The sequence below is a fragment of the Solibacillus sp. FSL K6-1781 genome (assembly GCF_038630735.1).
GTDB classification, from domain to species: domain Bacteria; phylum Bacillota; class Bacilli; order Bacillales_A; family Planococcaceae; genus Solibacillus; species Solibacillus silvestris.
In genome coordinates this window covers 1,989,008-2,012,390 of record NZ_CP152038.1, presented here as the reverse complement: position 1 = coordinate 2,012,390, position 23,383 = coordinate 1,989,008, and the positions used below count along the sequence as shown (strand labels likewise).

Here is a 23,383-nt window from a genome sequence, read left to right as displayed (position 1 = left end):
AAAATTGACTTTGATTGAAATACTAGGAATTAAAAAGAAATACGTGGTGATGAAACATGGATGTTGTATTAACAGAAGAAATGGTATTAAACGATCTTATAAATACGTGTAATCGTTATTTTGGATTTAAAATATTTGAAGCTACACCAATAAAACGGGGTTGGTTAAACTTAAAGTGGAAAATAACAACAGATACTGGTGTCTATTTAATCAAGCAATACAACAAGGAACGATACAAAAAGTATAACCATGATGAATTATTAATAGCTTTCTCACAACAGATGCAATTACATAATAGGGGTATTCCATGCGCTAAACTTTATTCTCATAAAGGTGAGTTTCTTATAAAATCAGATAAGGGAGAACTCTTTATGTTAATGGAATTCTGTAATGGAAATGTAATCCCTCCTGGCAAATTAAATGTCCATCAAATGTTTGATTTAGGACGAGCAACAGGGAATATGCATCATTTGTTAAATAACGGAAAACAAAAGGTGACAAGAGGTCCCGAATATAATCCTTCCAGTCGAGAACAGCGTTTAATTCATTGGGAATCTGCTTGGAATCATGCAAATAATACTGGGAAATTTAATTTATTATCTATATTAGAGGCACAATATAGATTAACTGAAACTATAAATTTAGAAAATTTTAACCTAAGTAAAACTGGTTGGGCTCACCGGGATCTCTGGGTAGATAACTTATTGTTTGAAGAGAAAAATATTAGTGCAATATTAGATTTTGATAGAATGAAGTATGACTATCCACAGCTTGATGTAGCAAGAGCTGTTATATCTGGGGCTTTAGATGATAATAACTTAGATTATTCACTCGTTAAGGCATTTAAAGAAGGGTATAGTGAGCAACATTCATTTGAAAATGGGTCCATAATCAATGCTTTAAAAATGTTATGGTTTATGGAAAGTACCTGGTGGATAGATTCAACTATGGATCAGCATAGTGGACCTCCAGAACGTTTTGCACAGGAAATGATTTGGCTGTCGGAAAATCAAAAAGAATTAGAGTCTATGATAGGAGATTTATAATATTTAGCCAAATCTTAGGAGGCGTAGAAAATGAGGAAAAATTTATTTTTCTTAGCAATAATTTCGTTACTTTTGTTAGTTGGCTGTTCACAACAAGAAACAATACAAAAGACAGGAGATTTAGTTATTCCAACCTTTGAATATATTTTAGAAAATGGTTATCCAGTAAATGATAAAGGTGAAACTTATGGACCAGATATGGGAAACATGATGATTATTGAAGAACCTGATTTAATATTGGCACAAGGCGAGAACAGTATAATAGGATATGCAAAAAAAGTAGAATTAGATGGCCCAAAACCAAAAACCCCAGAAGAAGCAGTTAAACTAAATAATTCTCCTCCAAGAGAAGTTCCTTTGTATGATGTTGATGGAGAGACTATTATTGATACGTATTGGATTGGTAAGGTAAATAGATGATATCTATTATTGAATAACTTATGAAAAGGGAATCTGTTATTCAAATAACAAAGGCATAAATATAATATTGTCTTCCACAATCGTGCGCTATTCTAAAGAAGAATGGCGTTTTATTTTATATCTTTGCCAGAACTTAGGGAGTACCGTGTAATAACCCTCTTACTACTACTAAATTTTTAAAAACAAATAATTGTAACCTTTTTCCAAGATCAAACGAATAATTAGTGAATAAACAATGAGGAGGAAAAGCTTGATTGATTTAAACGACTTAGAGTCCAGTATTGTTGAGGTCTACAATGATTATTATTTAGACGTATTCAGATTTCTAGTTTGCTTTACAGGAAATCAAAATGATGCAGAGGACTTAACACAAGAAGTTTTCATTAGATTATTAAAAAACCTAAATCATTTTAAAAGCGAGTACAATCTAAAAACATGGATATTTTCTATCGCCAAACATGTAGCAGTTGATCATTATCGAAAAAAGAAGTTTTTCTCCGTTTTTAAGGATGGATTCTTCACAAGATTGGAATCAAACGGTAAGAAGCCTGATGAAGAAGTGGAATTTAATGAAATGGAACAGTTTATACATGAAGCCATTTCTAAGTTGAAACCAAATTTTAGAGCAGTTATTATACTTCGTGGCATTAATGAATTTTCCGTAAAGGAGACCGCTGACATTTTACAATGTAGCGAATCAAAAGTAAAAGTGGATTACCACAGAGCCTTGAAAGACTTAAAAAGAAAAATGAATATTGGTATTGAGGAGGTATTGCCCAATGCAAAATGATAAAGAACTATTTAACATGATCAAAAAAGCTTATCCTCAAAATCCAAGTAAAGTGTTTATTACTGAAACTGAAAATAAACTTAGGAGGAAGGCTGGAAACATGAAAATAAAAGGGGCAGTGAGAAAAACTTCTGCTATATATAGCGGTGTTTTACTTTTTACCTTAGCATTTTCATGGTTATTCTTTTTCAGTGGAAAAGAAGTAATTACAAATGTTCTCAGTAATCACGGAGACAAATCTTTATCAACTATTGCTACAGATGAAAATAATCCATTAGTGTTTATTTATCAGTCGCATAATCAAGAAGCATATAACGTAAAGGTACCCAATGAGGCATTTCATGAGACGGATAATGTTACGATGGTCGGAAAGCAATTAAGTAAAGCGTTGGAAGAAAAAAATATTTTCGCTATCCATGATGATACTGATATTTTTGCAGTCTTAGAAGAACGTAACTTAACATTTAAAGATTCTTATAATGTTTCGCGGGAAAATTTGCAGGAAACGTTAAAAAAACATAAGAGCATAGAAATGGTTTTAGATATTCATAGAGACAGCCAAGAACGAAAGTTTACCACGGTAAATATTGATGGAAAAGACTATGCAAAAATTGGACTTATTGTATCAAAAATTAGTGATAATTATAAAGAAAACAGAGAGTTTGCGAACCATCTACATCAAAAATTAGAAAAGCTTTACCCAGGAATATCTAGAGGAGTAATTGAGCAAGGTGAAAATCCGAGGAACACATATAATCAAGAAATTCAAAAGCAGTCTGTATTATTAAATATTGGTGGAACTGAAAATACAATGGAAGAGGCTTTTAGAGCTACGGATGCTTTAGCTGAAGCTATAAAAGAAATTGTACAGGAGCCATAAAACAATAATCGGGCATGATCTTGGGCAAAACAGTTAGAAAGTGATCAAACTTTTTTATAAAACGAAAACTTATAGATGCAAGGGAAGAATCCAGTTTGATCAAATTTTCTTTAAAAATGGATTCTTCTTTTTTACCGCAAATCACAAAAAGTCTTATCCTTGTACAACATGTTTCATAACGATTGTAAAAGGACAAGAAAGTTTAAATGTTGTATTTTATAAAAAGGCTGCTAAATTAACATTCTTTGATGAAAATATTTAAAGCTTCTTGTCTAAAAATAGACATGAAGCTTTATTTTACTTAAAATAAGGACAAGAACTTTTAAATCTTTTATTTTCAGAAAATTAAAAAATTTTACTTTTAAAAGGAGAGATATAATGTTCTCTAAGCCTATTTTTACTAATTTCAGTAATAAATACGGTAATAATAGATGGATAGTTTACAGTAATAAAATTCAGAGAATTGTTTATTTATACAGTGATTTAGAGTATGCGAATTGGCTAAAAGTGGAGAATAATCCTAATATAAAATACTATTGCGAACAGCCTATACGTATAGAAGTGAAAAATACCGAAGGAAAACATAATGAATCTATACCTGACATGTATCTTTTATATAAAAATGGTACAGAAATTATTCAAGAGATAAAATATAAAAAAGATTTAACAAAAGAAACTGTAATTCGGCAAATCGAAACTCAGAAAAGATGGTGTATGGAAAATAATTATAAACATGAAGTAGTGACTGAAAAATCATTAGCATTAAATGCTCTATTTCTCTCTAATTTAAAGGTTCTCTCTAAAATTGACCCTTTAGCAGACCTGAATTTTCTTGAAGAAGTAAAAAAGTATATTTCAAATGAACCTAAAACATTAGATGAGATTTCAAATGAAATGGAGCTAGACTTTGAAGATGTGGTAGAGCATTTTTTTTCACTCATAAAAAGCAATAGAATAGGAGCAAATATAACAGATCTTTTTTTAGGGCCTTTAACGGAGGTGTGGAGTCATGAAGAGAAAATATCTAGAGAAGTTTGATATTGACCCTATATTTTTTAATCCTTTAAACTGGAGCGAACTCTATATAATGGATCTTCCTTCAGAACAACAACATGATATAATTCGAAAAAAAGAAGCGATAGATTTATTTCTACAAAGTGACTTAAATGTTAAAAGTATTGCTCTTCAGACAGGCGTTCCTCAAAGTGAGATATATAGGCTAGTAAAAAGGTGTTTGACATTGAAAAATGATAATGAAGTTTACGGATATGCCGGGCTTTTAATTAATTTCAGAGTAAAAAATTATGTAAGAAGTAATTGTGGAGATAATCACTCGGGAAATTTCAATAAACTTCTTGAAGACTACCCAGAATTGCAAGAACTTTTATATGAAGAACATTTTAGCACTAGTAAAAGTAAAGTACGAGAAAAAAAGCAATCTACCAAGTATATTCATAAGAGATTTGTTTATAAATGTAAAGACCTAGGTATCAAAGATGGTGAATATCCATTGAATACTGTCAGTAAGGGATTTAAATCCGTTGAAAGATATTTAAAAAGCTTAACAAATATTTATAGTCATTTAAGCACAAAATCGTCGGGGAAAGATGCTGCCAATTTAGCTAAAAATACCAATAATTCTACCAATGCACACACAGAAATTATTCGTCCTTTTGAAAGAGTTGAGTTTGATGCACATACCATTGATGCAATATTTTCAATTATCACGTACACCCCTCAAGGAGATAAAATCATTACCGTTATGAATCGATTATGGTTACTAGCAGTAGTAGACGTGGCTTCTAGAGCTGTTATTGGTTACCATATTAGTTATACTAATAATAACTATTCTTCGGATGATGTTATAAAATGTTTCAAAAATAGTCTACTCCTTTGGAAACCTAAAGACTTAGAAATTCCTACATTAAAATATAATGAAGGTGATGGTTTTCCATCATATATAATTAAAAAATCTCAATATGGTATTTGGGACGAAATCTGTTTTGATAATGCAAAAGCCCATTTATCAACCAAAGTTATAAATCATTTAACAGATTTAAAGTGTTCTATTAATTTCGGCCCTGTTGCAACTCCGACAAGAAGAAGTATAGTAGAGCGATTTTTTTTAACATTGGAACACAACGGCTTTCACCGTCTTCCCTCAACTACTGGTAGTAATATATTAGATCCTAAACGAGATAGAGCAGAAGAAAAATCTATTATTTATGAAATAACTGTAGACGATTTAGAAGAAATTATGGATCTCGTAATTGCAAATTATAATAATACAGCTCACTCAGCACATTATGGTTTCACTCCTTTAGAAATTATAAAAAGTAGATTAGAGCGGGGAATGTATATTAGAAAGTTACCTAAACATAAACGCACACCTGCCAATCTTTTTCCCACAGAAGAAAAAGTTAAGGTTCATGGAAATATTCAGAAAGGAATAAATCCATATATCTTTTATAAGTACGTAAGATATAGTAGTGAACAGCTTAATAACGATAAGTCAATCATAGGGGAAAGGTTAACATTAATTATAGATGAAGATAATATCCAGACCATAAGAACATATAAAAATGATGGTACCTTTTACGATACTTTAACTGCAAAAGGGATGTGGGGGAAAATACCTAACAGTTTAAAAATCAGGCAAATGATTATGCAACATAAATATAAAGAAGAATTTGCAGATATAGACCATGTAGATCCTCTTATTGCATATTTGGATCATCTCTCTACGTTATCTCTAACCGATAAGAAAGCCAAAATTAAATTACGTGAAATTACGCGTTATATAAAAGAACATAATATAAATACACAGATTGAGAAACAAAGAGTAATAAACGATGAGAATCAAAAAAAACAAAAGGAATTACATGATAATGTCATTAAAAGAATTGAAAATCAAAAAAATAAACAAGAAATAGAAAATACCATTGTGGCATTAGCAGCAGAGGAAAGTTATTTAGAGGAATCTAAAGAAGAAACATCGAAATATTATCAATCAAATGAGAGGCTTGAAAATATTATAAAAACCTCTAGATTTACTGTAGGCAGTAAGCGTCATACCAAGTCGAAGGAGGAGTAAATATGCAATCAGATGATATGCTATATAATATTCATCCTGTAGTTAGAAGAGATTATAGTGCTTGTAGCAGACAAATTGCAGATGCAGCCACGCTAATCTATAACTGGGTAGAAATGGCTATTCCTGGAGCAATAATTTATGGGAAGCCAAGGATGGGGAAATCAAGGCTTATTCGATTTATTGTAGAAAACTTTGCTACTGATTACGGGGAAAATATTCCTATTTACTCGATTGAATGGACTACTCATCCAGCTAAAGAAAATACTTTCTTTGAAATTCTGTTATATAAATTTAATCACGATATTCCATTTGAAGGACGTCCGATTGAAAAGCGGGATCGACTTCGTAATCTTATTCTAACTATTGTGTCCGAGAGTAAACAAAATAAGATTATACTTTTCATAGATGAAGCACATCTGTTGAGTAATATAGAGTACAAATGGTTGCTAGATACGTACAATGATTTGGAACGACAGGGTGTTATTCTTATTACATTTTTGATTGCAGAAGATAAAATACTTAATACTTTCAATAAACTAAGACAAAAACGGGAAATGCAGATTATCGGTAGATTTATGACAGAAGCTTATAGATTTACAGGATTTATGCAAGTATCAGATTTCAAGTATATATTAAATGAATTTGATTATAATTTGGTTTTCCCAGAAAATAGCGAATTGAGTTATACAAAATTCTTTTTTAAAGAGCAATACGAACAAGGCTTTCGTTTAAGCAATTATCTTAATGAGTTAATTGAAGCTTTAAAGTACGTTCAGCAAAAGTATAATATTGTAGAATACAAAGAAGTACCAGGAATGTATACTATTCGATGTATAGAAGAAATTTTGAAAACCCATGGCAGATTTGGTTTGAACACTAGTGTATTAACAACTCAGCATTGGATTAATGCATTAGAAACATGTGGATATATCTCTGGAAGTAATAGCGTAGATAACGAAAAACTTATGGATAACTCATATCGAAAAGAACTATAAAATTGGATTCGAATGAATCGAAATAAAGATGGATGGGCGTGTGAATAATTAACACATGAAGTATACTTTAAATAGTATCAAAAACACCTATATGTAATTGTTGAAGAAGGAAATGAAATTAATGAGCTAATTCTTCTCAGCAGATAAAGTTATTTAAAAATCGCAGTAGGCGAGATAGTGAATATTATTTTAGATGAAAATTGTTATTCATTCGAACTATTTGAAGAAGAAACTAATACTTGCAAAGAAGATGTGCAAAGATTAATTAATAAACTTAAATATAAAACGAAGCCCTCCACTTAATTGCGGAAGGATTCGTTTTAATTTTATTTATAAGTATTTTGGAATACCTTATATATGGTGCTATTACAAATGCTCGAGCTTTAATTGAAGAAGTATTACTAGAAATTGAAGAACGTTTAACTGGTCAACGTGAAAAAAATGGTGGAGAGATATCTGCTCTTTACAATCGAATTAAGAAATTAATTAATTTTGATTCAGGGCAAGAAGGTTTGAATGATTCCTTAAAACAAATTCTTCAAGGATTAAATAGCATTGTTGTAGGAATTGGTAGGTTGAGAACCAAAGCAAGTGATTCACAAGCAAGAGAATATAAGCCTAATGAACACCACGCTCGATTGGCTGTAAATTCTGCAATGACATTTACCTCTTTTATTATTGAATCATATTCTTATCAACAAAATAAAAAAAATAAAGCTTATATATAGTTATTCCATTTAAGGGTGCTTTCCTTGAATAAGGAAAGCACCCTTAATGCAGTTATAAGACCATATTATTTTATTGCTGATATAACTAGGTTAATTAGGAGAAAAGGAGAGGAAGGGGATTGGAACAAAATCCACAAAATAATATTTGCCCAATCTGTCAAAAAGAAAATCAGTGTGACGTACATGCACAACAATGTTGGTGTATGACATTTACTATTCCGAAAGCATTAATTGACAATCTACCTACGGAGATAAAGGGAAAGCAATGTATATGTAATCAATGCATTGTGAAGTATAATAATTCCAGTAGAAAACGTTAGGATAGGTAAAGAATGAAAGCTCATCCGGTCATACTTTGAAGGGTGAGTTTTTATTCTTTATAATATAATGTAATTACTTTAACTCATAGTAGCTTTTTTGTTGTTATTCGTTTATTGTACCAACTAGATCTTTATTGATCTGTTCATATGTTTCTAAAATTTCTTCGCGTGCTTCATAATTTTGTTGAATTAATTGTTGAGTGTATTCTTTGATTGTTCCTACATGAGCGTTCGTTGTTATTATTCCAAAAGAACAATTTTGGGTTATTCCTGATTGTGGGTTGAAAACACGTCAGGAAACAGAAACAGTTGCGTCTCTCAAGAACATGGTAGCAGCGGGACTAGAGCTTAGAAAACAAGTTGTTTCTATCTAACAATAACAAAGGGCAAAGCAGCAATTGTTGCTTTGCTCTTTTTTTAAAATTAAAGCTGTAATTAGAGGACAAGATTATGAGTCATTTACACAAAGTGAACTGTGATGATAATGCCGGTATTAAATCATGCCTCTCCCATTTAATACGCGAGTGTCTGTCCTGATAAAATATCGGAATTTGAACAATGTGGATAATAGTAGTAATACTGTCAGTTTTATCAGAAAAATTAAAGTATAAATTATAAATAATTTCCTACACTTAAAATAGTACTTGTGAAAAGGGTGTGATTATTTTGGGAGAAACAAAATTCGCTGAATTAAATGATGAGCAGCTCAAAGAAATAAAACAGCTAGAGGAAAAATTAAATATAACCTTAATTGCTTATGACAGCTCTGCATTAGAAAGTCAAAATTCACATAATTAGTTAATGCTTCTTAGTGTTTAGAATAATTATTTCTAAACACTTTTTTAGTGCACAATAGGAAAGAAATATTTTATATAATTCCACCTTATTTTGCAATGGGGCTGAATAAATTACCATGTGAAAATTGGAATCAAACAGTACATCTATTCTAATAGCAAAGTAAGTATTCACAGGTTGTTAACATTTAAGATTATTATTGAATGACGTTAGGATGGAATTATTGAAAGAAGCGACACGCCTTTATACAATTTAAATGGTCATAAAATATTATATTTTTAATAAGGAGGATAAGTTTTAATGAAAAATTCATAACAGCCATAACAGCTATTTTATTTACATTTAGTCTAAGTACATATGCATTTGCCCATTCACATATTAGTGAAACAACTCCTGCAGATGGTGAAATAGTAACAGAAGCTTTAACAGAGGTAGTTCTAAATTTTGAAGATGCTATTGAACAAGGTAGTCTTATGAAGATTTATGCTTCAAATGGTGAACTAATTGAAATATCGGAAATTGTAGTTGGAGAGAAACAATTGGTCGGTAAGCTTGCTAATCCACTCCCGAATGATGAATACAAAGTAGATTGGGCGATTATCAGTACAGATGGCCACCCATTAACAGGTAATTATACTTTTACAGTGAATATTGATGAAGTACCTGTAGTCGAAGAGGAATTGTCTCAAACAGATGAAACTGAAGTTGTAGAAGAAACAGTATTAAATGAAAAACAAGTAGGTTCCCAAGATACAAATCAAGAAGAAACGAAAGAATCATCTTCAATGACTTGGGCTGTTGTTGGATTTATTGCGCTCATTTTTATCGTAGTAGTCGCAGTATTATCTCGTAGAAAAAAATAAAGAAAAGTCGTAGTTTATTTGAATGAATAAACTACGACTTTTTTTGTACTGAAATCAATTTAGACTCAGTTTCTTATATAAAAATTTGCGCTTTTTTAGAATAAGAAAAGTACTTTATTCATTTAAAGGGCCATATTGTTGAATAACTATCTTTCAAGAAATATTAATGACACTTAAGGAACGAAACAAAACCTTCAAAGTGTTAGTACATCAACATTTGGAAGGTTTCTTTGAGTGTAGCATTTGTGCAGCTTCTTATGCAGCTGTTTTAGAGATATTGTAAATTAAGCTGACTCCGGTTTCTCACCGACGTCAGCTTGTTTTATCTTGATTACAATTTCGTCATTTTAATTAAGCTGGATACAAAATAGGGAACTCGCTTCTAAATTCATTTTAAATTATCATTTTCAATATTTATTATAAATTGTATAAAGCAAGTTTCTGGATCATCATCGAAATTATCCTCTAATATAAGCATGTTTTCAAGGGGTGCTATAGATTGCTGTAATTCATTTTTCATCTATATCCTCCTCAGTAGTAAGTATTATTTTTTAAAACGCTCATCAATTCTTTCATAGAGCGGGGGAGTGTTGTCTGGACTTGAATAAGACCTTCCTTCAGCAGATTTTCATAGCATTGAACAAGCCAAGGCTTCTCAATATGTGCAGTTTCCAACAGTTTGTCATCTGAAAATAGTGCATCTCGTTGCCCCGAATACAATATCCGTCCTTTATGAAAAACGATAAAGTATTCCGCCCATTCATAAATTAAATTGACTTGGTGTGTAGAATACAAAAATGTACGTTCTTCATTTTGTAGTTCATTTAGATACGTCGTGAGTTGATTAGAAAAATAGAAATCTAAACTACTTGTTGGTTCGTCTAAAATATAAATTTTAGGGTCCATTGCATAAACACCTGCAATCGTCACACGTTTTTTTTGTCCACCGCTCAAGAAGTGAATAGGCCGTTCAGTTAAATCATACAATTCCGTTAATTGAATCGCATTTGCCACATTACGCTCAATCTTTTCTTGTGGCCATCTTAAGTTAATGGGACCATATAAAATATCTTGTTTTACAGTGGAAGCAAATAACTGATTCTCTGCTTCTTGAAAAATAAAGCCTACTTGCTCACGTAGGCGGATTAATTGTTTTTTTCTATAATTTAAAGGCTCACTTAAAAAGCAAATCTCTCCACTAGTAGGCTTTTCAAGTCCAATAAGTAATTTAAAAAAAGTAGATTTACCCGAGCCATTTTCACCTAGTATTGCGACCTTTTTGCCCCTTGGAATCGATAATGAAATGTCTTTTAATGCTTCGGTACCATCGCTGTATCGAAAAGACACATGATCAAAAGTAAAATAGCTTTCTGTCATAAAAAACTCCTTATAGTACAAGTATGATGATACTAATCATAGTAAAAATCAGCGCCACGCCTGTAAATTTCATGTCCCAGGTTTTTATCGTTGTGAAATACTGTGGGAGAATAAATTGCTCAATATTGCGTGCAGCCATTGCATCTGACATGGCTTGATATCGGAAAAAAATTGTCCGAAATAGTGCACTAATCAGTAGGCTTAATGATTGAAAACTTTTTTTATATGAACGATAGCCTAAACGAGCATGCTGTGCAGTATAAAGTTGCATAACAGTCTGCAAAAATAAAAAAATAAATCGATACATCAACTCGATTAATTCGATCACAATAGTAGGCACTTTTAATTGTGAAAGGACCGGACTGATTTCAAACATTGGTGTAGTTAAAATTAAGAAATACAAGCAGCTTGTTGCACTAATAGCTGTACAAAAGATAGTTATTGCCTGAAGTATGTCGCTCGGTAAAATAAAGAACTGCATCGTAAAAACTGAACTATGCCATAATGCTGATGCTGGAATCGGCTGTGTAAATGTGATGGAAATGACAATAGCAATTATTCCTGCTAAAACAAAACCGATTGGTGCAAGTAATAATGTAATATATGTTTTCAATGGGATTTTTGCGTGAAATATAATGACACCGCTCATAAAGAGCAGTGTCCAAATCGAAAAACTGTTATTTCGTAATAATGTAACAAGTAATAAAGTACCCATGCTGAACGTCATTTTTTGGCTAGCAGCAATCTTTAGTAATGCATTATGACCGGCAATAAAATCAATTTTTAGCATGGTCTTTTGTATGTTTCCCGCGCATGTAGCCAATAAAGTAACCGATAATTAATGCACCAATCACGCCTTGTAGAACAAATAATAGACTTTCGATTTCTCCGCTTGGTGGCTCCCAAATAGCAGTAAACCAAGGTTCATAATTTGCTGCAATTTCAGTGATGGCTTCTTCTGCCTCACCATCGGCACCACCAAATTCTGCATCCTGTAAAAATAGTATCGGTAATAGTGCTAAAACAATCACGCCTATAAGTAATAGTAAGTTTTTCTTAAACATATTAGCTCTCCTTTGCCTTTAAAATACGTAGTTGAACTAATTCTCTCATATTATATTTTTGTAAGAAGTTCATAATCATAACCGTTAATAATCCTTCACTAATTGCAAGTGGAACTTGTGTCAATGCAAAGATACCCGCAAATTTCTGGAATGAACCTAAAATACCACCTACTTCAGAAGGGAAAGCTAATGCCAACTGAACAGATGTCATTACATATGTCCCTAAATCACCAAGCATTGCCGCTAAAAATACAGCTACACTAAATGATAATCCCCATTTTGTCGATAGTCTGAATACACCAACAGCTATAAAAGGACCGACAATCGCCATTGAGAAAATATTCGCACCTAATGTTGTAAGTCCTCCATGGGCAAGTAGAATGGATTGGAATAATAGGACGATTGATCCTAAGACGCTCATCACAAATGGTCCGAATAAAATTGAACCTAAGCCAACACCAGTGGGATGGGAACAGCTACCTGTAACGGATGGAATTTTTAAAGCTGACAGTACGAATGTAAAAGCGCCTGATAGGGCGAGTAGTAGTTTGCTTTCCGGATTTTCCTTAACGACTAAACGAATTACTTGTAGTCCCTTCACCAGGAACGGTAAGCATAGTGCAAACCAGAAAATTGCCCATCCGATTGGTAAAAAACCTTCCATAATGTGCATGGCGTATGCTTGCTTTGGCATAAACAACAGAACGATACCGAAGTAAGCAAGTTTTGGTAATAATTGTTTCATGTTTTTACTCCTTTTTTCTATTTTGATGAAAAAAGTGCATAAAAAAATACACTTTTTAGAGTAAAAGTGCATAACAAAAAATAAGCATTAACTGCTTATTTTCACGCACCTATCCTCGTAGGTCTGAATCAGTCATTTTTGGCAGGTATCCTGACTTCTCTTCAACGTAATTACATGCCTTCCCACATGAAATGCAGTGACGTCTTATGTAATAACTCCGAGTTACAGTTGCGGGACAGTACCGGATTTGCACCGGTTTCCCTATTAAGCTTAAAAAGCACCAAAAAATATTCAATTTTCACCATGTGTGGAAATAATATCACTTGTTTTTTTACTTGTCACTATTTTTTTTAAATACTTCAACTATTCAGTATTGAATAGTTAAATGAGAATAAGATTTATCCTTGCTTTTGTATAGAATTTTCTTTATTTTCTTTTTTTTGAAGGGTATTTTTTGTGATGAGTATCTGATTCACCAGGCTTATATAGCAGTAATTATAATTACAATAGTAAATATATCGGATTGTTGATGGAATACAACGGCTTAATTGGAAGATAGATATAGAAAGAGAACGGTAGTTGATATGTGGGAAGTGGCGGACTTAAAAAATTTTTACCGTGTGGATCATCTTACAAGTTTAAATTAGTGAGTGAAAGTGGAGAGTTAGCTAAAGTCACGCATGGAAAGCCGTTTAGTGAACATCTGCATCGATATGTTTTTTTCGCCAGCAACTTGTTCAACTGAACCAAATGGCATTTGTGCAATCATTTCGTATGTTTCAGGTAGATTGAACATTTCTCGAGTAGCTTTATCAAAACCTTGTTCATAACCAACATTAAAGTTGTAAGCTTGCGCCTAAGAGGCTAGGACTGTATATATTAAATAGTACAGTCCTATTTAATTTTCTAAGGACTTTTTACTTATGAATTTCTAATGATTTAAATCGTTAGATAGAAATTATTACATGATTGTTTGTTCATTGGATTATACTTCATTTGTACCGACTAGCTCTTCGTTAATTTGCTGATACGCTTCTAAAATTTCCTCACGTGCTGAGAGATTTTGTTGTATTAACTGTTGTGTATATTCCTTTAATGTTCCTTTTTTTGTGTTTGTTAAAGAATGAATAATATGCTCTTTTAGTAAAGTATTATATGACTCTTTCATATTCATTTCCTCCTCATTAATGTTTCAGCTTACCAATTTGTACTGAAACCTAGAGGAATATATTTTGTTATGTTTCATCAAATATATTCGTTTAAGTTTCGCACAAAGAGTACTCATGGTCATACTCTATCCCTCCTATCCGCGTAGGTTGTTGGTTTGTACTTGAAAAGGCAGGTCTCCTGGCTTATCATCAACACTTCTCACACCTTCCCATTTCGGCAATAGTGGTATATTGTGAGTTGCTCCGAAACACAGTTGCGGGACAGCGTCGGACTTACACCGAACTTCCCTTTTAATCAAACAACGTTTAAACCTTTTCCAAATATTTTAGGATTTCCGAGATAACTATTTGCAAACTGTAAGGGAGAGTTACAGCAAATAGTTATCCTACAAACACTAAAAAGCCGCCCTAAGTAATAGGGCGGCATCTTATTAGTATTCAAAGCAATTCAAATAAACCCATATAGGGTCGATTATCTTCGTTTGACGTACAATTCATCCACAACCCATATCCACGTGAGTATTTGTGTGTACTAGGACTAGGCAGGTCTCCTGGCTTCGCTTCAATCTAAGACACCCTTCCCGAAAAAATCAGTGGTTTGTAGTCTTCGTCAGCAGTTACAGTTGCGGGACAGCGTCGGACTTACACCGAACTTCCCTATTAAGCTTAATGAATAAGCACCTAATCTTACACGATTATAGTAATATAATTATATATTCAAATTAACTGAATAAATGATTGATGTAAAGTATAATGTGCAGAATTATTTTTTCTGAATTTTTTGTTGATTATTATTGTTATCATGATATAGTGGATAGAAATTACATCACGTGTAAAGAAGAGGTACCACGTAAAGTGTGTTTAAAAGGGAAACTGGTGCAAGTCCAGTACTGTCCCGCAACTGTAAGTCTGAGCTTCTCTTACAACTGCCACTGAGTAATCGGGAAGGCCAAGAGAAGCGTTGAAGACAAGTCAGGAGACCTGCCTCATTTCTAGTACACACCTAAGCTCACGTGGAAATGGGCGGTGTTCTGTGCGATTATATCAGCGTGTTTTCACGCTTATTTGAATATGCATAGATAAATCCTGAGCTGTTTCCTACAAAGGAAAACAGCTTTTTTAGTTGAGATGTAAAAAAGGAGGCAAATCGACATGAATGTCACTAGTACTGTAATTGGGTATCCGTATATCGGGTCGAAAAGAGAATGGAAACGAAAATTAGAAAGCTTTTGGAAAAAAGAATTAACTGAAAAGGAATTTGAAGCGGCTTTAAAGCAACTTCGTATCGATCGCTTAAAGCACCAACAAAATTTAGGGTTAGAATACATCACAGTCGGTGATTTTACAAAGTATGACCGTATGCTTGATTTGGCTGTTATGTTTAATTTGATTCCAAAGCGTTACGATGTATTAAAAAATCCGACAATTAATGAGTTGTATTATGCAATGGCTCGTGGGGCAAAAGAAGTAGTGGCATGTGAAATGACGAAGTGGTTTAATACAAACTATCACTATATTGTGCCGGAATATGAAGGACAAAAATTAACGATACAAGGAAATCATATATTAGATCAATTTTTAGAGGCACGTGATGAAGTAGGAATAAATGCGAAGCCAACCATTATTGGTCCTTATACATTTATTGACTTAGCAAAAGGCTATGATGAAAAAGAAAAAGCATTGTTTATAATCCAACTCCTTCCGTTATATGTTCAAGTATTTAATGAGTTAACAGAAGCTGGTGCAGAATGGATTCAGATTGAAGAACCATCTTTTACTAAAAACCTACCACTTGAAGAAATTCAATTAATTGAGGAAATGTATAAGCAACTTCATGAGCAAGCACCGCATGCAAAACTACTTGTACAAACGTACTTTGAGTCATTACATGCATATGAGCGATTAATTCAGTTACCAGTTGACGGTTTCGGCTTAGACTTTGTGCATGGTGGTAAACAAAATATAAAATCAATCCAGGAATTTGGCTTTCCGAAAGATAAAACATTAAGCATCGGTGTCATTAATGGCCGAGACATTTGGTCAGTTAACTTAGCAGAAGCCGTTTCAATAATTAGCACTGTTAAACAGTTAACAAATCTAGAAAATTATTGGGTTAGTTCTTCGTGTAGTTTACAGCACATACCAGTGTCAAAAATTTTTGAAGAAAATTTGCCGAAAGAGCTGTATGATCATTTAGCTTTCGCTGATGAAAAAATTCGTGAGATTGCACATATTACGTACTTTATCCAAAAGGGTAGTTGGTTAAAAGAAAAATTAGTTGCAAATAGTATGAAGGTGATTGAAGCACTTACAACACATCCAATACGAAAAAATGAGCGTGTTAAAAAAGCTCTAGATACGTTAGTACCAAATGACTTCAAGCGTTTTGTGCCATTTAAAGAGAGACAGCAAATTCAAAAAGAATCCTTGAAGTTACCTGATTTCCCCACAACAACAATCGGAAGCTTCCCTCAATCAGTGGAGGTAAAAAAGACACGGAGTGCTTGGCGTAAAGGTGAAATTGCAGATGCACAATATGCACACTTTGTAAAAGAAGAATCAGCTCGTTGGGTTCAAATTCAAGAGGAAATTGGGTTAGATGTTCTTGTACATGGGGAGTTTGAGCGTACGGACATGGTAGAGTACTTTGGGGAGCACTTAAAAGGGTTTGCCTTTACGAACTACGCTTGGGTTGTTTCGTACGGTTCACGTTGTGTAAAGCCACCGATTATTTATGGAGATGTAGAGTGGACACATGCAATGACTGTGAAAGAAGTGGTAGAAGCACAAGAGCTTACGGACAAATACGTAAAAGGAATGCTGACTGGTCCTATTACAATTTTAAATTGGTCATTTGTTCGTAACGATATTCCACGTGAAGCAGTGGCATTGCAAATTGGATATGCACTACGTCAAGAGGTCGCAGCCCTAGAGGAAGCGGGGATTAAAATTATTCAAGTAGATGAACCTGCATTACGTGAAGGATTGCCATTACGTAAAGAGAATTGGGAATATTATTTACAATGGTCAGTGGATGCATTTAAACTCGCAACATCTGACGTGGCAACTGATACACAAATTCATACGCATATGTGCTACTGTGAATTTAATGATTTCATCGATCCTATTCGAGCACTTGATGCGGATGTTATTTCACTTGAAACATCTCGTAGCCACGGGGAACTGATTCATTCGTTAAAAGAAAACCCATATGAGCTAGGTATTGGTTTAGGCGTCTATGATATTCATAGTCCACGTGTGCCAAGTGTTGAAGAAATGAGTGCTATTTTACATGAAAGTTTAGCCGTTATTCCAAAAGAACAATTCTGGGTCAATCCTGATTGTGGGTTAAAAACCCGTCAGGAAACAGAAACTGTTGCGGCGCTCAAGAACATGGTTATAGCTGCAAAAGAGCTTAGAAAACAAGTTATAACTATCTAAAAGAAATTGAGAAATCAGCAATTGTTGCTTTGCTTCGCCTATAAATTTTATACATGAATAGGAGAAAGCATTGTACTTGTAGAATGATATGAATTGCAGACCTTTCCATAGAACTGAATTATAGTATTAATCATTACAAAAGTTTCTTCAAATTATAAATTAGTAGACATGATTGTCGTGTTTTATGGTAATATGTAAAAAACTTCAGAATTTTTCAATAGGTGCTATATCTATCTCAAGGATTGTTATAGCTTAAAAGGGAAGTTTGGTGAAAATCCGACACGGTTCCCGCCACTGTAATTCAGAGCACCCTGCATGATGTCACTACTTTATTAAAAGTGGGAAGGCGCAGGTTGTGAAGAAGATAAGTCAGGAGACCTGCCTATTTGAATAACACTGAGACCTACGGGAGATTAGGGGGGTGGTTAGTATGCGGATAATACTTTGTCGCTTTTTAGACACTACCTTTTATCTTCCCAAAGCACTTCTGACCTCTTTAGATGTCAGAAGTGCTTTTTATTTTGAAATTGTTTAATATCGGCGCTCAGACATTATGTTGCTAGGTATAAACAATTTATTTTAGGAGGAAGAAAAAATAATGAAAACATGGTACAAAAGCTTGACTACATGGTTTTCCATGGTGCTTTGCATCCTTGCATTAGTAGGGTGCTCAGCTGAAAAGGAAGAAAAAGTAGTTACAAACAGTGAAGAAAAATCTGAAAAAAGTGCAACTTTAGCATTTTCTTGGAGTCCTTCTGGGTTAGATCCACATAGTGGGGATAGCTGGGAGATAATGCGATCAGGAACTGCGGAAACATTAATTAAATTAAGTGAAGACCTAGCTCCTACACCATGGCTAGCAAAATCATGGGAGCAAGTGGATGATACAACTTGGTTATTCCAAATTCAAGAAAATGTATTATTTCATAACGGTAAAGCAATGGATGCATTAGCAGTAATGAATTCCTTACAACGTGCTATTGATAATAATCAAGGAACAAAGGATTTATTAAAAATCAAAGCAATGGAAATGGTATCAGAAACAGAGCTGAAAATTGAAACAACAGAATTGAATGCTGCACTAATCTCAAATTTAGCCGACCCAGGAACGATTGTTATGGATGTGGATACTCTAGATAGCGAGGATAGCTATCCAGCATTTACTGGCGCATATTTTATTAAACAGTTTAACCAAGATGAATCTCTAATTGTAAATCGTTATGAAGATTATTGGGGAGAACAAGCAAAACTAAATGAGGTAACGATTAAGTTTATATCAGATAGTAATACGCGCTTAATGGCTTTACAATCAGGGAGTGTTGATGGTGCAACAGATATTTCAATAGATAACATTGAAGTTTTGGAAAAAAATGATAAATTCGATGTTTTAACAGCTAAATCATTACGTACACATTTATTAATGTACAATATGGAATCTCCATTATTTAAGCAGTTAGCTGTGAGAAAAGTTGTCGATTCATTAATTCCGCGCCAAGAAATTGTAGACTCTGTTATGAAGGGGCAAGGAACTGTAGCAGTTGGTCCATTTTCACCAGTATTGCCATTTGGACAATTGAATAAAACACAGGAAAATCTCTCTGTTGACCAATTGATGCAGCAAGAAGACTGGACAAAAAACAAGGATGGTATGTGGGAAAAAGATGGGGAAATCTTTGAAGCTACTTTCTTAACATTTCCACAACGCCCCGAACTAACAGTAATGGCAGAGGTTATTCAAAGCAAATTACTTGAAAATGGGATGAAGATGAATATTCGCCAAGTAGAGAATATTGACGAAACACTAGTAAATGAAGAATGGGATTTAGCGATGTATAGTATGCTAACAGCTCATACTGGCAGTCCATACTTTTTCTTAGAGATTTTTTATAAATCAGACAGTTCATCTAACATGAACCATTTTGCATCAAAAAAAGTCGATACCATGATCAATGAATTACATCAGACAACTGATAAAGAAAAAAGTACTGAATTAGCGATCCAAATTCAACAGGAAATTGAAAAAGAAGTACCTCATTCATATATTGTTTATCCAAATACCGTATTTGCAATAAACAAAGAATTGCAAGGCTTTAAGGCACAGTCAATCGAATACTACTATAATAATGCAAATGTCGATAAAGAATAATTGAACGTTATGGCTAAATTCGTATTAGAACGGCTGCTTCAATTGTTTCTTGTTGTTTTTTTGGTTGCGACGTTAACATTTTTATTGGTTAGAATTTCGCCTGGGGATCCAGCAACCATTATGTTAAAAGCTAATGATATCCCTGCGTCTGATAAAGCGATCTCCGCTTTACAAGATGAACTAGGCTTAACGGATTCTATTGGTGCTCAATATGTTGAATGGATTCAGCAAATATTTACGGGGAAATGGGGTGTCTCTTTTGTTTCCCATAAGCCTGTAGTAAGTGAGTTGTTTGCAAGATTGCCAGCTACGATAGAACTAGCACTAGCAGGGCTTGGGATTATGTTGACAGTGACAATGGTTTTAGGAATCGTTACGGCTATTTATGAAAATGGAGTAGTTGACAAAATTGGGCGTGTTTTAGCACTTCTAGGTTCTACAATACCTACATTCTGGCTAGGGTTCTTATGTATGTATATGTTCTCTGTTAGCCTTGGCTGGTTGCCGTCAATGGGAAGAGAAAATTGGGAAAACTTAATATTACCTGCAACAACACTTGGGTTAGGTTTAGGTACAGTATATGCACGTGTACTACGTGCATATATGCTGGATATGTTGCAACAGCCATTTGTAAAGGCATCTAAAGCAAGAGGAATATCGAAAATTAGGATTTTAGTATTTCAAGTATTAAAGCATGCTCTAACACCAATTATAACGATGATTGGAACAAGCTTTGCATTTATGCTAGGTGGTAGCATCATTGTAGAAACTATTTTTTCATGGCCAGGTTTAGGACAATATATTATTCAATCGATTAATAAGCGAGATTATCCTGTCATCCAAGGGTATGTGGTTTTTGCTGCTATATTATTTGTAGCAATTCATATGTTAGTGGATTTCATTAATTCAATCATTGATCCTCGATTAAGGGTTCGTTAGGGGGTAGACAGATGATGCTGAAGAGATTGAAGCAAGTTAATATTGGTTTACTTTTAGGGGCAGGTATCATACTTAGTATTTGTTTAGTAGGAATCTTTGCACCATGGATTGCGCCACATGATCCTTTGGCGGTAAATTTATTTGCTAGATTGCAGGCTCCAAGCTGGGCTTACCCATTTGGTACAGATCATTTAGGGCGGTGTATCTTATCTCGGATTATTTATGGGATTCGAATAAGCACTATAGCCGCATTGATCATTATGTTCTTCACAATGGTCATTAGTGTTCCAATTGCATTATTTACAGGTTATGTTCGAGGGCGTTCAGATAATATTATGATGAGGATCATTGATAGCACACTAGCAATTCCAGATATTATACTAACGATAGCGATAGTAGGCTTATTAGGGCCTGGCTTATTAAATATGATTTTCGCAATTGTAGTAGTTCGTTGGGCAAGCTATGTTCGATTTATTCGGAGTCTTGTAGTGAAAATATCTCAAGAAGATTATATGTTCTCTGCTAGAATGTCTGGAAATTCTCATTTTCGTATATTAAAACGTTATGTGCTTCCTCAAATAGGGATGCCTATTATTGTTTTTAGTTCGTTAGATATAGGAAAGATAGTTTTAAATATTGCTAGTCTTTCTTTTTTGGGATTAGGCTCTCAGCCACCAACACCTGAATGGGGGGCGATGTTAAATGATGCGACAAATTATTTTCAAGTCTCCCCGTATGTTATGTTTTTCCCTGGATTAGCAATTGTTTTGTTTGTCTTAGCTTGCCAATTAGTGAGTGAACAACTGGGGAAATATGAAACAACTGTAGGAAAGGAGGCACAACATGTTGGAAAGAAGCCCCTTATTGAAGGTTGAACACTTGGAAGTTACATATAAACATAGACTACAGCGAAAAATTATTATACAAGATGTATCTTTTGAGTTATATCCAGGAGAAATAGTTGCAATGACCGGAAAAAGTGGGGCAGGCAAAAGTATCATTTCACATGCATTAGTTGGATTGTTAGACAAAGGCTTAAGTGTAACAAAAGGTCAAATTCTTTTTGAAGGTAAAAGTATTATGCACTTGAATGAAAAGCAATTTGAAAATTTAAGACGCGAGAATATTGCCATTATGATTCAACATTCTTTAAACGGATTAGATCCGATTAGGCTTGTAAAAAAGCAAATGTTGGAGACAATCCGACAGAGAAAGCGTGGTTCAAATAAAGAACTAGTACCTCTTTTACTTTACTTGCTAACTCAAGTTGGTTTCAAAGAACCTGAACAAATTCTAGAAGCATACCCGTATGAGTTAAGTGGGGGAATGAGGCAGCGAGTATTATTAGCAATGATGTTAAGTTTACAGCCTAAAATATTAATTGCTGACGAACCAACAACGGCTCTTGATGTAGTGAATCGTGAAAAAGTACTTAGGTTGTTTAAACAATTGCAAAGAAATCTTGGTTTAACCGTACTTCTTATTTCTCATGATGAAAACAGTGTAGCAAAGTATGCAGATCGTGTTTTTCATTTGAATGAAGGAGGTGTACCTATATGACATTGCTAGAATTAAAACAAGTCACAAAAGAGTATCCTTTAAGGGTGAAAAGAGGGCATATCAAGATAAAAGTGGCCGTTAACAATGTTAGCTTTACGATATCAAAAGGTGAGAGCGTTGCGCTTGTTGGTGAGAGTGGTAGCGGAAAAAGTACCATTGCTAGATGTATTATGCGACTTGAAAAAATAACTTCTGGACAGGTTTTATGGAAAGGTCATAATATCTACTCAAAACAATTGAAAGATTTGACATTTTATAAAAACATACAAATGGTATTGCAGGATTCTTCAGCGTCATTACATCCTAAAATGCAAATTAAAGAAATACTAGCAGAGCCAATTCGAAATTTCTTTCCGGATGAGAAGAATTGGCATGAAGAATGTATTAATCTATTGCTTTTAGTTGGTTTGGACAAGTCATATTTAAATTACTTACCTAACCAATTAAGTGGTGGACAAAAGCAACGCGTATGTATTGCTAGAGCATTAGCTGCTAAGCCAGAATTGATTATTTTTGATGAATCGATTGCTAGCTTAGATCGTGGTTCACAAAAATCAATTTTAGACATCTTGAAAAAGATTCAGGTTCAAGATGAGCTAAGTTATCTATTTATTACACACGATTTACAGTCCACTAAGCAATTATGTGATCGTATAGCAGTAATGTACCAAGGGGAAATTGTAGAGACCCTTACATATTGGGAACGTGAGCAATTTACCCACCCTTACTCGCGACTACTCTTTGATACAATGGATACTTATAATCAAAGTACATAAGGAAACTTAAAAGGGTTAAATGTAAACTTTTTGATAATAAAATAATTCCAACCGCAAAAAATAATGAGATCAGTGATGGGAATGTAAAGACCCTTTTGATTCAAATCCAATTGGATGTGGTGCCTATCTAGAAATGAGATGAGAGAAGAAAATGGTTGGAAAGATGAATGGAGAGAGTAGAAAATATATAAATTGAAGAATGAAGAGGGGTCTGATATATAAGGGTGGCAGAGAT

22 protein-coding genes, 1 pseudogene and 5 riboswitches are annotated in these 23,383 nt (G+C 33.7%); of the genes and pseudogenes, 17 read left to right on the top strand and 6 right to left on the bottom strand.

Annotated elements, in window-relative coordinates; all coding sequences use genetic code 11:
• The first annotated feature begins 56 nt into the window (after positions 1 to 56).
• The 11 genes and pseudogenes from MHH37_RS09925 to MHH37_RS09875 all read left to right on the top strand — a co-directional run bounded on the left by MHH37_RS09925 (position 57) and on the right by MHH37_RS09875 (position 9,931).
• Positions 57 to 1,046 (top strand): phosphotransferase, encoded by a 990-nt coding sequence (locus MHH37_RS09925; RefSeq protein ID WP_342576137.1) that lies wholly within the window; start codon positions 57 to 59, stop codon positions 1,044 to 1,046.
• Between the two features lie 30 nt (positions 1,047 to 1,076).
• On the top strand, positions 1,077 to 1,466 hold the full coding sequence (locus MHH37_RS09920) for a metal ABC transporter substrate-binding protein (RefSeq protein ID WP_342576135.1): 390 nt from the start codon (positions 1,077 to 1,079) through the stop codon (positions 1,464 to 1,466).
• A 250-nt stretch (positions 1,467 to 1,716) separates the two neighbouring features.
• Positions 1,717 to 2,256: an RNA polymerase sigma factor gene (locus MHH37_RS09915; RefSeq protein ID WP_342576133.1), complete on the top strand. Its 540-nt coding sequence runs from the start codon at positions 1,717 to 1,719 to the stop codon at positions 2,254 to 2,256.
• On the top strand, positions 2,246 to 3,136 hold the full coding sequence (gene spoIIP, locus MHH37_RS09910) for a stage II sporulation protein P (RefSeq protein ID WP_342576132.1): 891 nt from the start codon (positions 2,246 to 2,248) through the stop codon (positions 3,134 to 3,136). The genes MHH37_RS09915 and spoIIP overlap by 11 nt, the downstream gene beginning before the upstream one ends.
• Before the next feature lie 378 nt (positions 3,137 to 3,514).
• Complete coding sequence (locus MHH37_RS09905; RefSeq protein WP_342576131.1) at positions 3,515 to 4,174, top strand: TnsA endonuclease N-terminal domain-containing protein; 660 nt, start codon at positions 3,515 to 3,517, stop codon at positions 4,172 to 4,174.
• Positions 4,146 to 6,230 carry a hypothetical protein gene (locus MHH37_RS09900; protein WP_342576129.1) on the top strand — a complete coding sequence of 695 codons (2,085 nt, stop codon included), beginning with the start codon at positions 4,146 to 4,148 and terminating at the stop codon, positions 6,228 to 6,230. Before MHH37_RS09905 ends, MHH37_RS09900 begins: the two co-directional genes overlap by 29 nt.
• A 2-nt stretch (positions 6,231 to 6,232) precedes the next feature.
• Positions 6,233 to 7,225, top strand: coding sequence for an ATP-binding protein (locus MHH37_RS09895; protein WP_342576128.1), 993 nt, complete (start codon positions 6,233 to 6,235; stop codon positions 7,223 to 7,225).
• A 341-nt stretch (positions 7,226 to 7,566) separates the two neighbouring features.
• Positions 7,567 to 7,953 (top strand): abortive infection family protein, encoded by a 387-nt coding sequence (locus MHH37_RS09890; protein ID WP_342576126.1) that lies wholly within the window; start codon positions 7,567 to 7,569, stop codon positions 7,951 to 7,953.
• 520 nt (positions 7,954 to 8,473) lie between these two features.
• Positions 8,474 to 8,647, top strand: a pseudogene (locus MHH37_RS09885) (hypothetical protein); the annotation flags it as partial.
• A gap of 292 nt (positions 8,648 to 8,939) precedes the next feature.
• Positions 8,940 to 9,071, top strand: a complete 132-nt coding sequence (locus MHH37_RS09880; protein WP_342576299.1) for a hypothetical protein — start codon at positions 8,940 to 8,942, stop codon at positions 9,069 to 9,071.
• 266 nt (positions 9,072 to 9,337) lie between these two features.
• Complete coding sequence (locus tag MHH37_RS09875) at positions 9,338 to 9,931, top strand: copper resistance protein CopC (RefSeq protein ID WP_342576242.1); 594 nt, start codon at positions 9,338 to 9,340, stop codon at positions 9,929 to 9,931.
• Positions 9,932 to 10,319: 388 nt separating this feature from the next.
• On the opposite strand, the gene MHH37_RS09870 is transcribed toward MHH37_RS09875, so the two are convergent.
• From MHH37_RS09870 to MHH37_RS09845, 6 genes are all read right to left on the bottom strand, one after another.
• Positions 10,320 to 10,451 (bottom strand): hypothetical protein, encoded by a 132-nt coding sequence (locus tag MHH37_RS09870; RefSeq protein ID WP_342576124.1) that lies wholly within the window; start codon positions 10,449 to 10,451, stop codon positions 10,320 to 10,322.
• 11 nt (positions 10,452 to 10,462) lie between these two features.
• On the bottom strand, positions 10,463 to 11,308 hold the full coding sequence (locus tag MHH37_RS09865; protein ID WP_342576123.1) for an ABC transporter ATP-binding protein: 846 nt from the start codon (positions 11,306 to 11,308) through the stop codon (positions 10,463 to 10,465).
• A gap of 10 nt (positions 11,309 to 11,318) precedes the next feature.
• A complete protein-coding gene (cbiQ, locus tag MHH37_RS09860; RefSeq protein ID WP_342576122.1) occupies positions 11,319 to 12,098 on the bottom strand; it encodes a cobalt ECF transporter T component CbiQ in 780 nt (259 codons plus the stop codon).
• On the bottom strand, positions 12,085 to 12,372 hold the full coding sequence (locus MHH37_RS09855) for an energy-coupling factor ABC transporter substrate-binding protein (protein ID WP_342576121.1): 288 nt from the start codon (positions 12,370 to 12,372) through the stop codon (positions 12,085 to 12,087). The genes cbiQ and MHH37_RS09855 overlap by 14 nt, the downstream gene beginning before the upstream one ends.
• A 1-nt stretch (position 12,373) precedes the next feature.
• Positions 12,374 to 13,117: an energy-coupling factor ABC transporter permease gene (locus MHH37_RS09850; protein WP_342576120.1), complete on the bottom strand. Its 744-nt coding sequence runs from the start codon at positions 13,115 to 13,117 to the stop codon at positions 12,374 to 12,376.
• A 122-nt stretch (positions 13,118 to 13,239) separates the two neighbouring features.
• Positions 13,240 to 13,417, bottom strand: a riboswitch (cobalamin riboswitch).
• A 685-nt stretch (positions 13,418 to 14,102) separates the two neighbouring features.
• Complete coding sequence (locus MHH37_RS09845; RefSeq protein WP_342576119.1) at positions 14,103 to 14,285, bottom strand: hypothetical protein; 183 nt, start codon at positions 14,283 to 14,285, stop codon at positions 14,103 to 14,105.
• A 151-nt stretch (positions 14,286 to 14,436) separates the two neighbouring features.
• Positions 14,437 to 14,617, bottom strand: a riboswitch (cobalamin riboswitch).
• Positions 14,618 to 14,809: 192 nt separating this feature from the next.
• A riboswitch (cobalamin riboswitch) is annotated at positions 14,810 to 14,986 on the bottom strand.
• Positions 14,987 to 15,110: 124 nt separating this feature from the next.
• A riboswitch (cobalamin riboswitch) is annotated at positions 15,111 to 15,290 on the top strand.
• 148 nt (positions 15,291 to 15,438) lie between these two features.
• On the opposite strand from MHH37_RS09845, the gene metE reads away from it, so the two are divergent.
• The 6 genes from metE to MHH37_RS09815 all read left to right on the top strand — a co-directional run bounded on the left by metE (position 15,439) and on the right by MHH37_RS09815 (position 23,148).
• Positions 15,439 to 17,727, top strand: coding sequence for a 5-methyltetrahydropteroyltriglutamate--homocysteine S-methyltransferase (gene metE, locus MHH37_RS09840; protein ID WP_342576118.1), 2,289 nt, complete (start codon positions 15,439 to 15,441; stop codon positions 17,725 to 17,727).
• A 202-nt stretch (positions 17,728 to 17,929) separates the two neighbouring features.
• Positions 17,930 to 18,128, top strand: a riboswitch (cobalamin riboswitch).
• 197 nt (positions 18,129 to 18,325) lie between these two features.
• Positions 18,326 to 19,873: an ABC transporter substrate-binding protein gene (locus MHH37_RS09835; RefSeq protein WP_342576117.1), complete on the top strand. Its 1,548-nt coding sequence runs from the start codon at positions 18,326 to 18,328 to the stop codon at positions 19,871 to 19,873.
• Between the two features lie 9 nt (positions 19,874 to 19,882).
• Positions 19,883 to 20,812, top strand: a complete 930-nt coding sequence (gene nikB, locus MHH37_RS09830) for a nickel ABC transporter permease (protein ID WP_342576116.1) — start codon at positions 19,883 to 19,885, stop codon at positions 20,810 to 20,812.
• Positions 20,813 to 20,829: 17 nt separating this feature from the next.
• Entirely contained in the window at positions 20,830 to 21,687 is an 858-nt protein-coding gene (gene nikC, locus MHH37_RS09825) for a nickel transporter permease (RefSeq protein WP_342576241.1), read from the top strand.
• Entirely contained in the window at positions 21,656 to 22,372 is a 717-nt protein-coding gene (locus MHH37_RS09820) for an ABC transporter ATP-binding protein (protein WP_342576115.1), read from the top strand. Before nikC ends, MHH37_RS09820 begins: the two co-directional genes overlap by 32 nt.
• On the top strand, positions 22,369 to 23,148 hold the full coding sequence (locus tag MHH37_RS09815; protein WP_342576114.1) for a dipeptide/oligopeptide/nickel ABC transporter ATP-binding protein: 780 nt from the start codon (positions 22,369 to 22,371) through the stop codon (positions 23,146 to 23,148). Before MHH37_RS09820 ends, MHH37_RS09815 begins: the two co-directional genes overlap by 4 nt.
• Positions 23,149 to 23,383 lie beyond the last annotated feature (235 nt).

Coding starts and splice junctions, on each gene's coding strand:
- MHH37_RS09865 (WP_342576123.1), bottom strand. CDS start 11,308: ATGACAGAAAGCTATTTTACTTTTGATCATGTGTCTTTTCGATACAGC.
- MHH37_RS09820 (WP_342576115.1), top strand. CDS start 21,656: ATGTTGGAAAGAAGCCCCTTATTGAAGGTTGAACACTTGGAAGTTACA.
- MHH37_RS09900 (WP_342576129.1), top strand. CDS start 4,146: ATGAAGAGAAAATATCTAGAGAAGTTTGATATTGACCCTATATTTTTT.
- metE (WP_342576118.1), top strand. CDS start 15,439: ATGAATGTCACTAGTACTGTAATTGGGTATCCGTATATCGGGTCGAAA.
- MHH37_RS09905 (WP_342576131.1), top strand. CDS start 3,515: ATGTTCTCTAAGCCTATTTTTACTAATTTCAGTAATAAATACGGTAAT.
- MHH37_RS09850 (WP_342576120.1), bottom strand. CDS start 13,117: ATGAAACAATTATTACCAAAACTTGCTTACTTCGGTATCGTTCTGTTG.
- MHH37_RS09855 (WP_342576121.1), bottom strand. CDS start 12,372: ATGTTTAAGAAAAACTTACTATTACTTATAGGCGTGATTGTTTTAGCA.
- MHH37_RS09895 (WP_342576128.1), top strand. CDS start 6,233: ATGCAATCAGATGATATGCTATATAATATTCATCCTGTAGTTAGAAGA.
- MHH37_RS09845 (WP_342576119.1), bottom strand. CDS start 14,285: ATGAAAGAGTCATATAATACTTTACTAAAAGAGCATATTATTCATTCT.
- MHH37_RS09815 (WP_342576114.1), top strand. CDS start 22,369: ATGACATTGCTAGAATTAAAACAAGTCACAAAAGAGTATCCTTTAAGG.
- MHH37_RS09835 (WP_342576117.1), top strand. CDS start 18,326: ATGAAAACATGGTACAAAAGCTTGACTACATGGTTTTCCATGGTGCTT.
- MHH37_RS09870 (WP_342576124.1), bottom strand. CDS start 10,451: ATGAAAAATGAATTACAGCAATCTATAGCACCCCTTGAAAACATGCTT.
- MHH37_RS09925 (WP_342576137.1), top strand. CDS start 57: ATGGATGTTGTATTAACAGAAGAAATGGTATTAAACGATCTTATAAAT.
- MHH37_RS09920 (WP_342576135.1), top strand. CDS start 1,077: ATGAGGAAAAATTTATTTTTCTTAGCAATAATTTCGTTACTTTTGTTA.
- cbiQ (WP_342576122.1), bottom strand. CDS start 12,098: ATGCTAAAAATTGATTTTATTGCCGGTCATAATGCATTACTAAAGATT.
- nikB (WP_342576116.1), top strand. CDS start 19,883: ATGGCTAAATTCGTATTAGAACGGCTGCTTCAATTGTTTCTTGTTGTT.
- spoIIP (WP_342576132.1), top strand. CDS start 2,246: ATGCAAAATGATAAAGAACTATTTAACATGATCAAAAAAGCTTATCCT.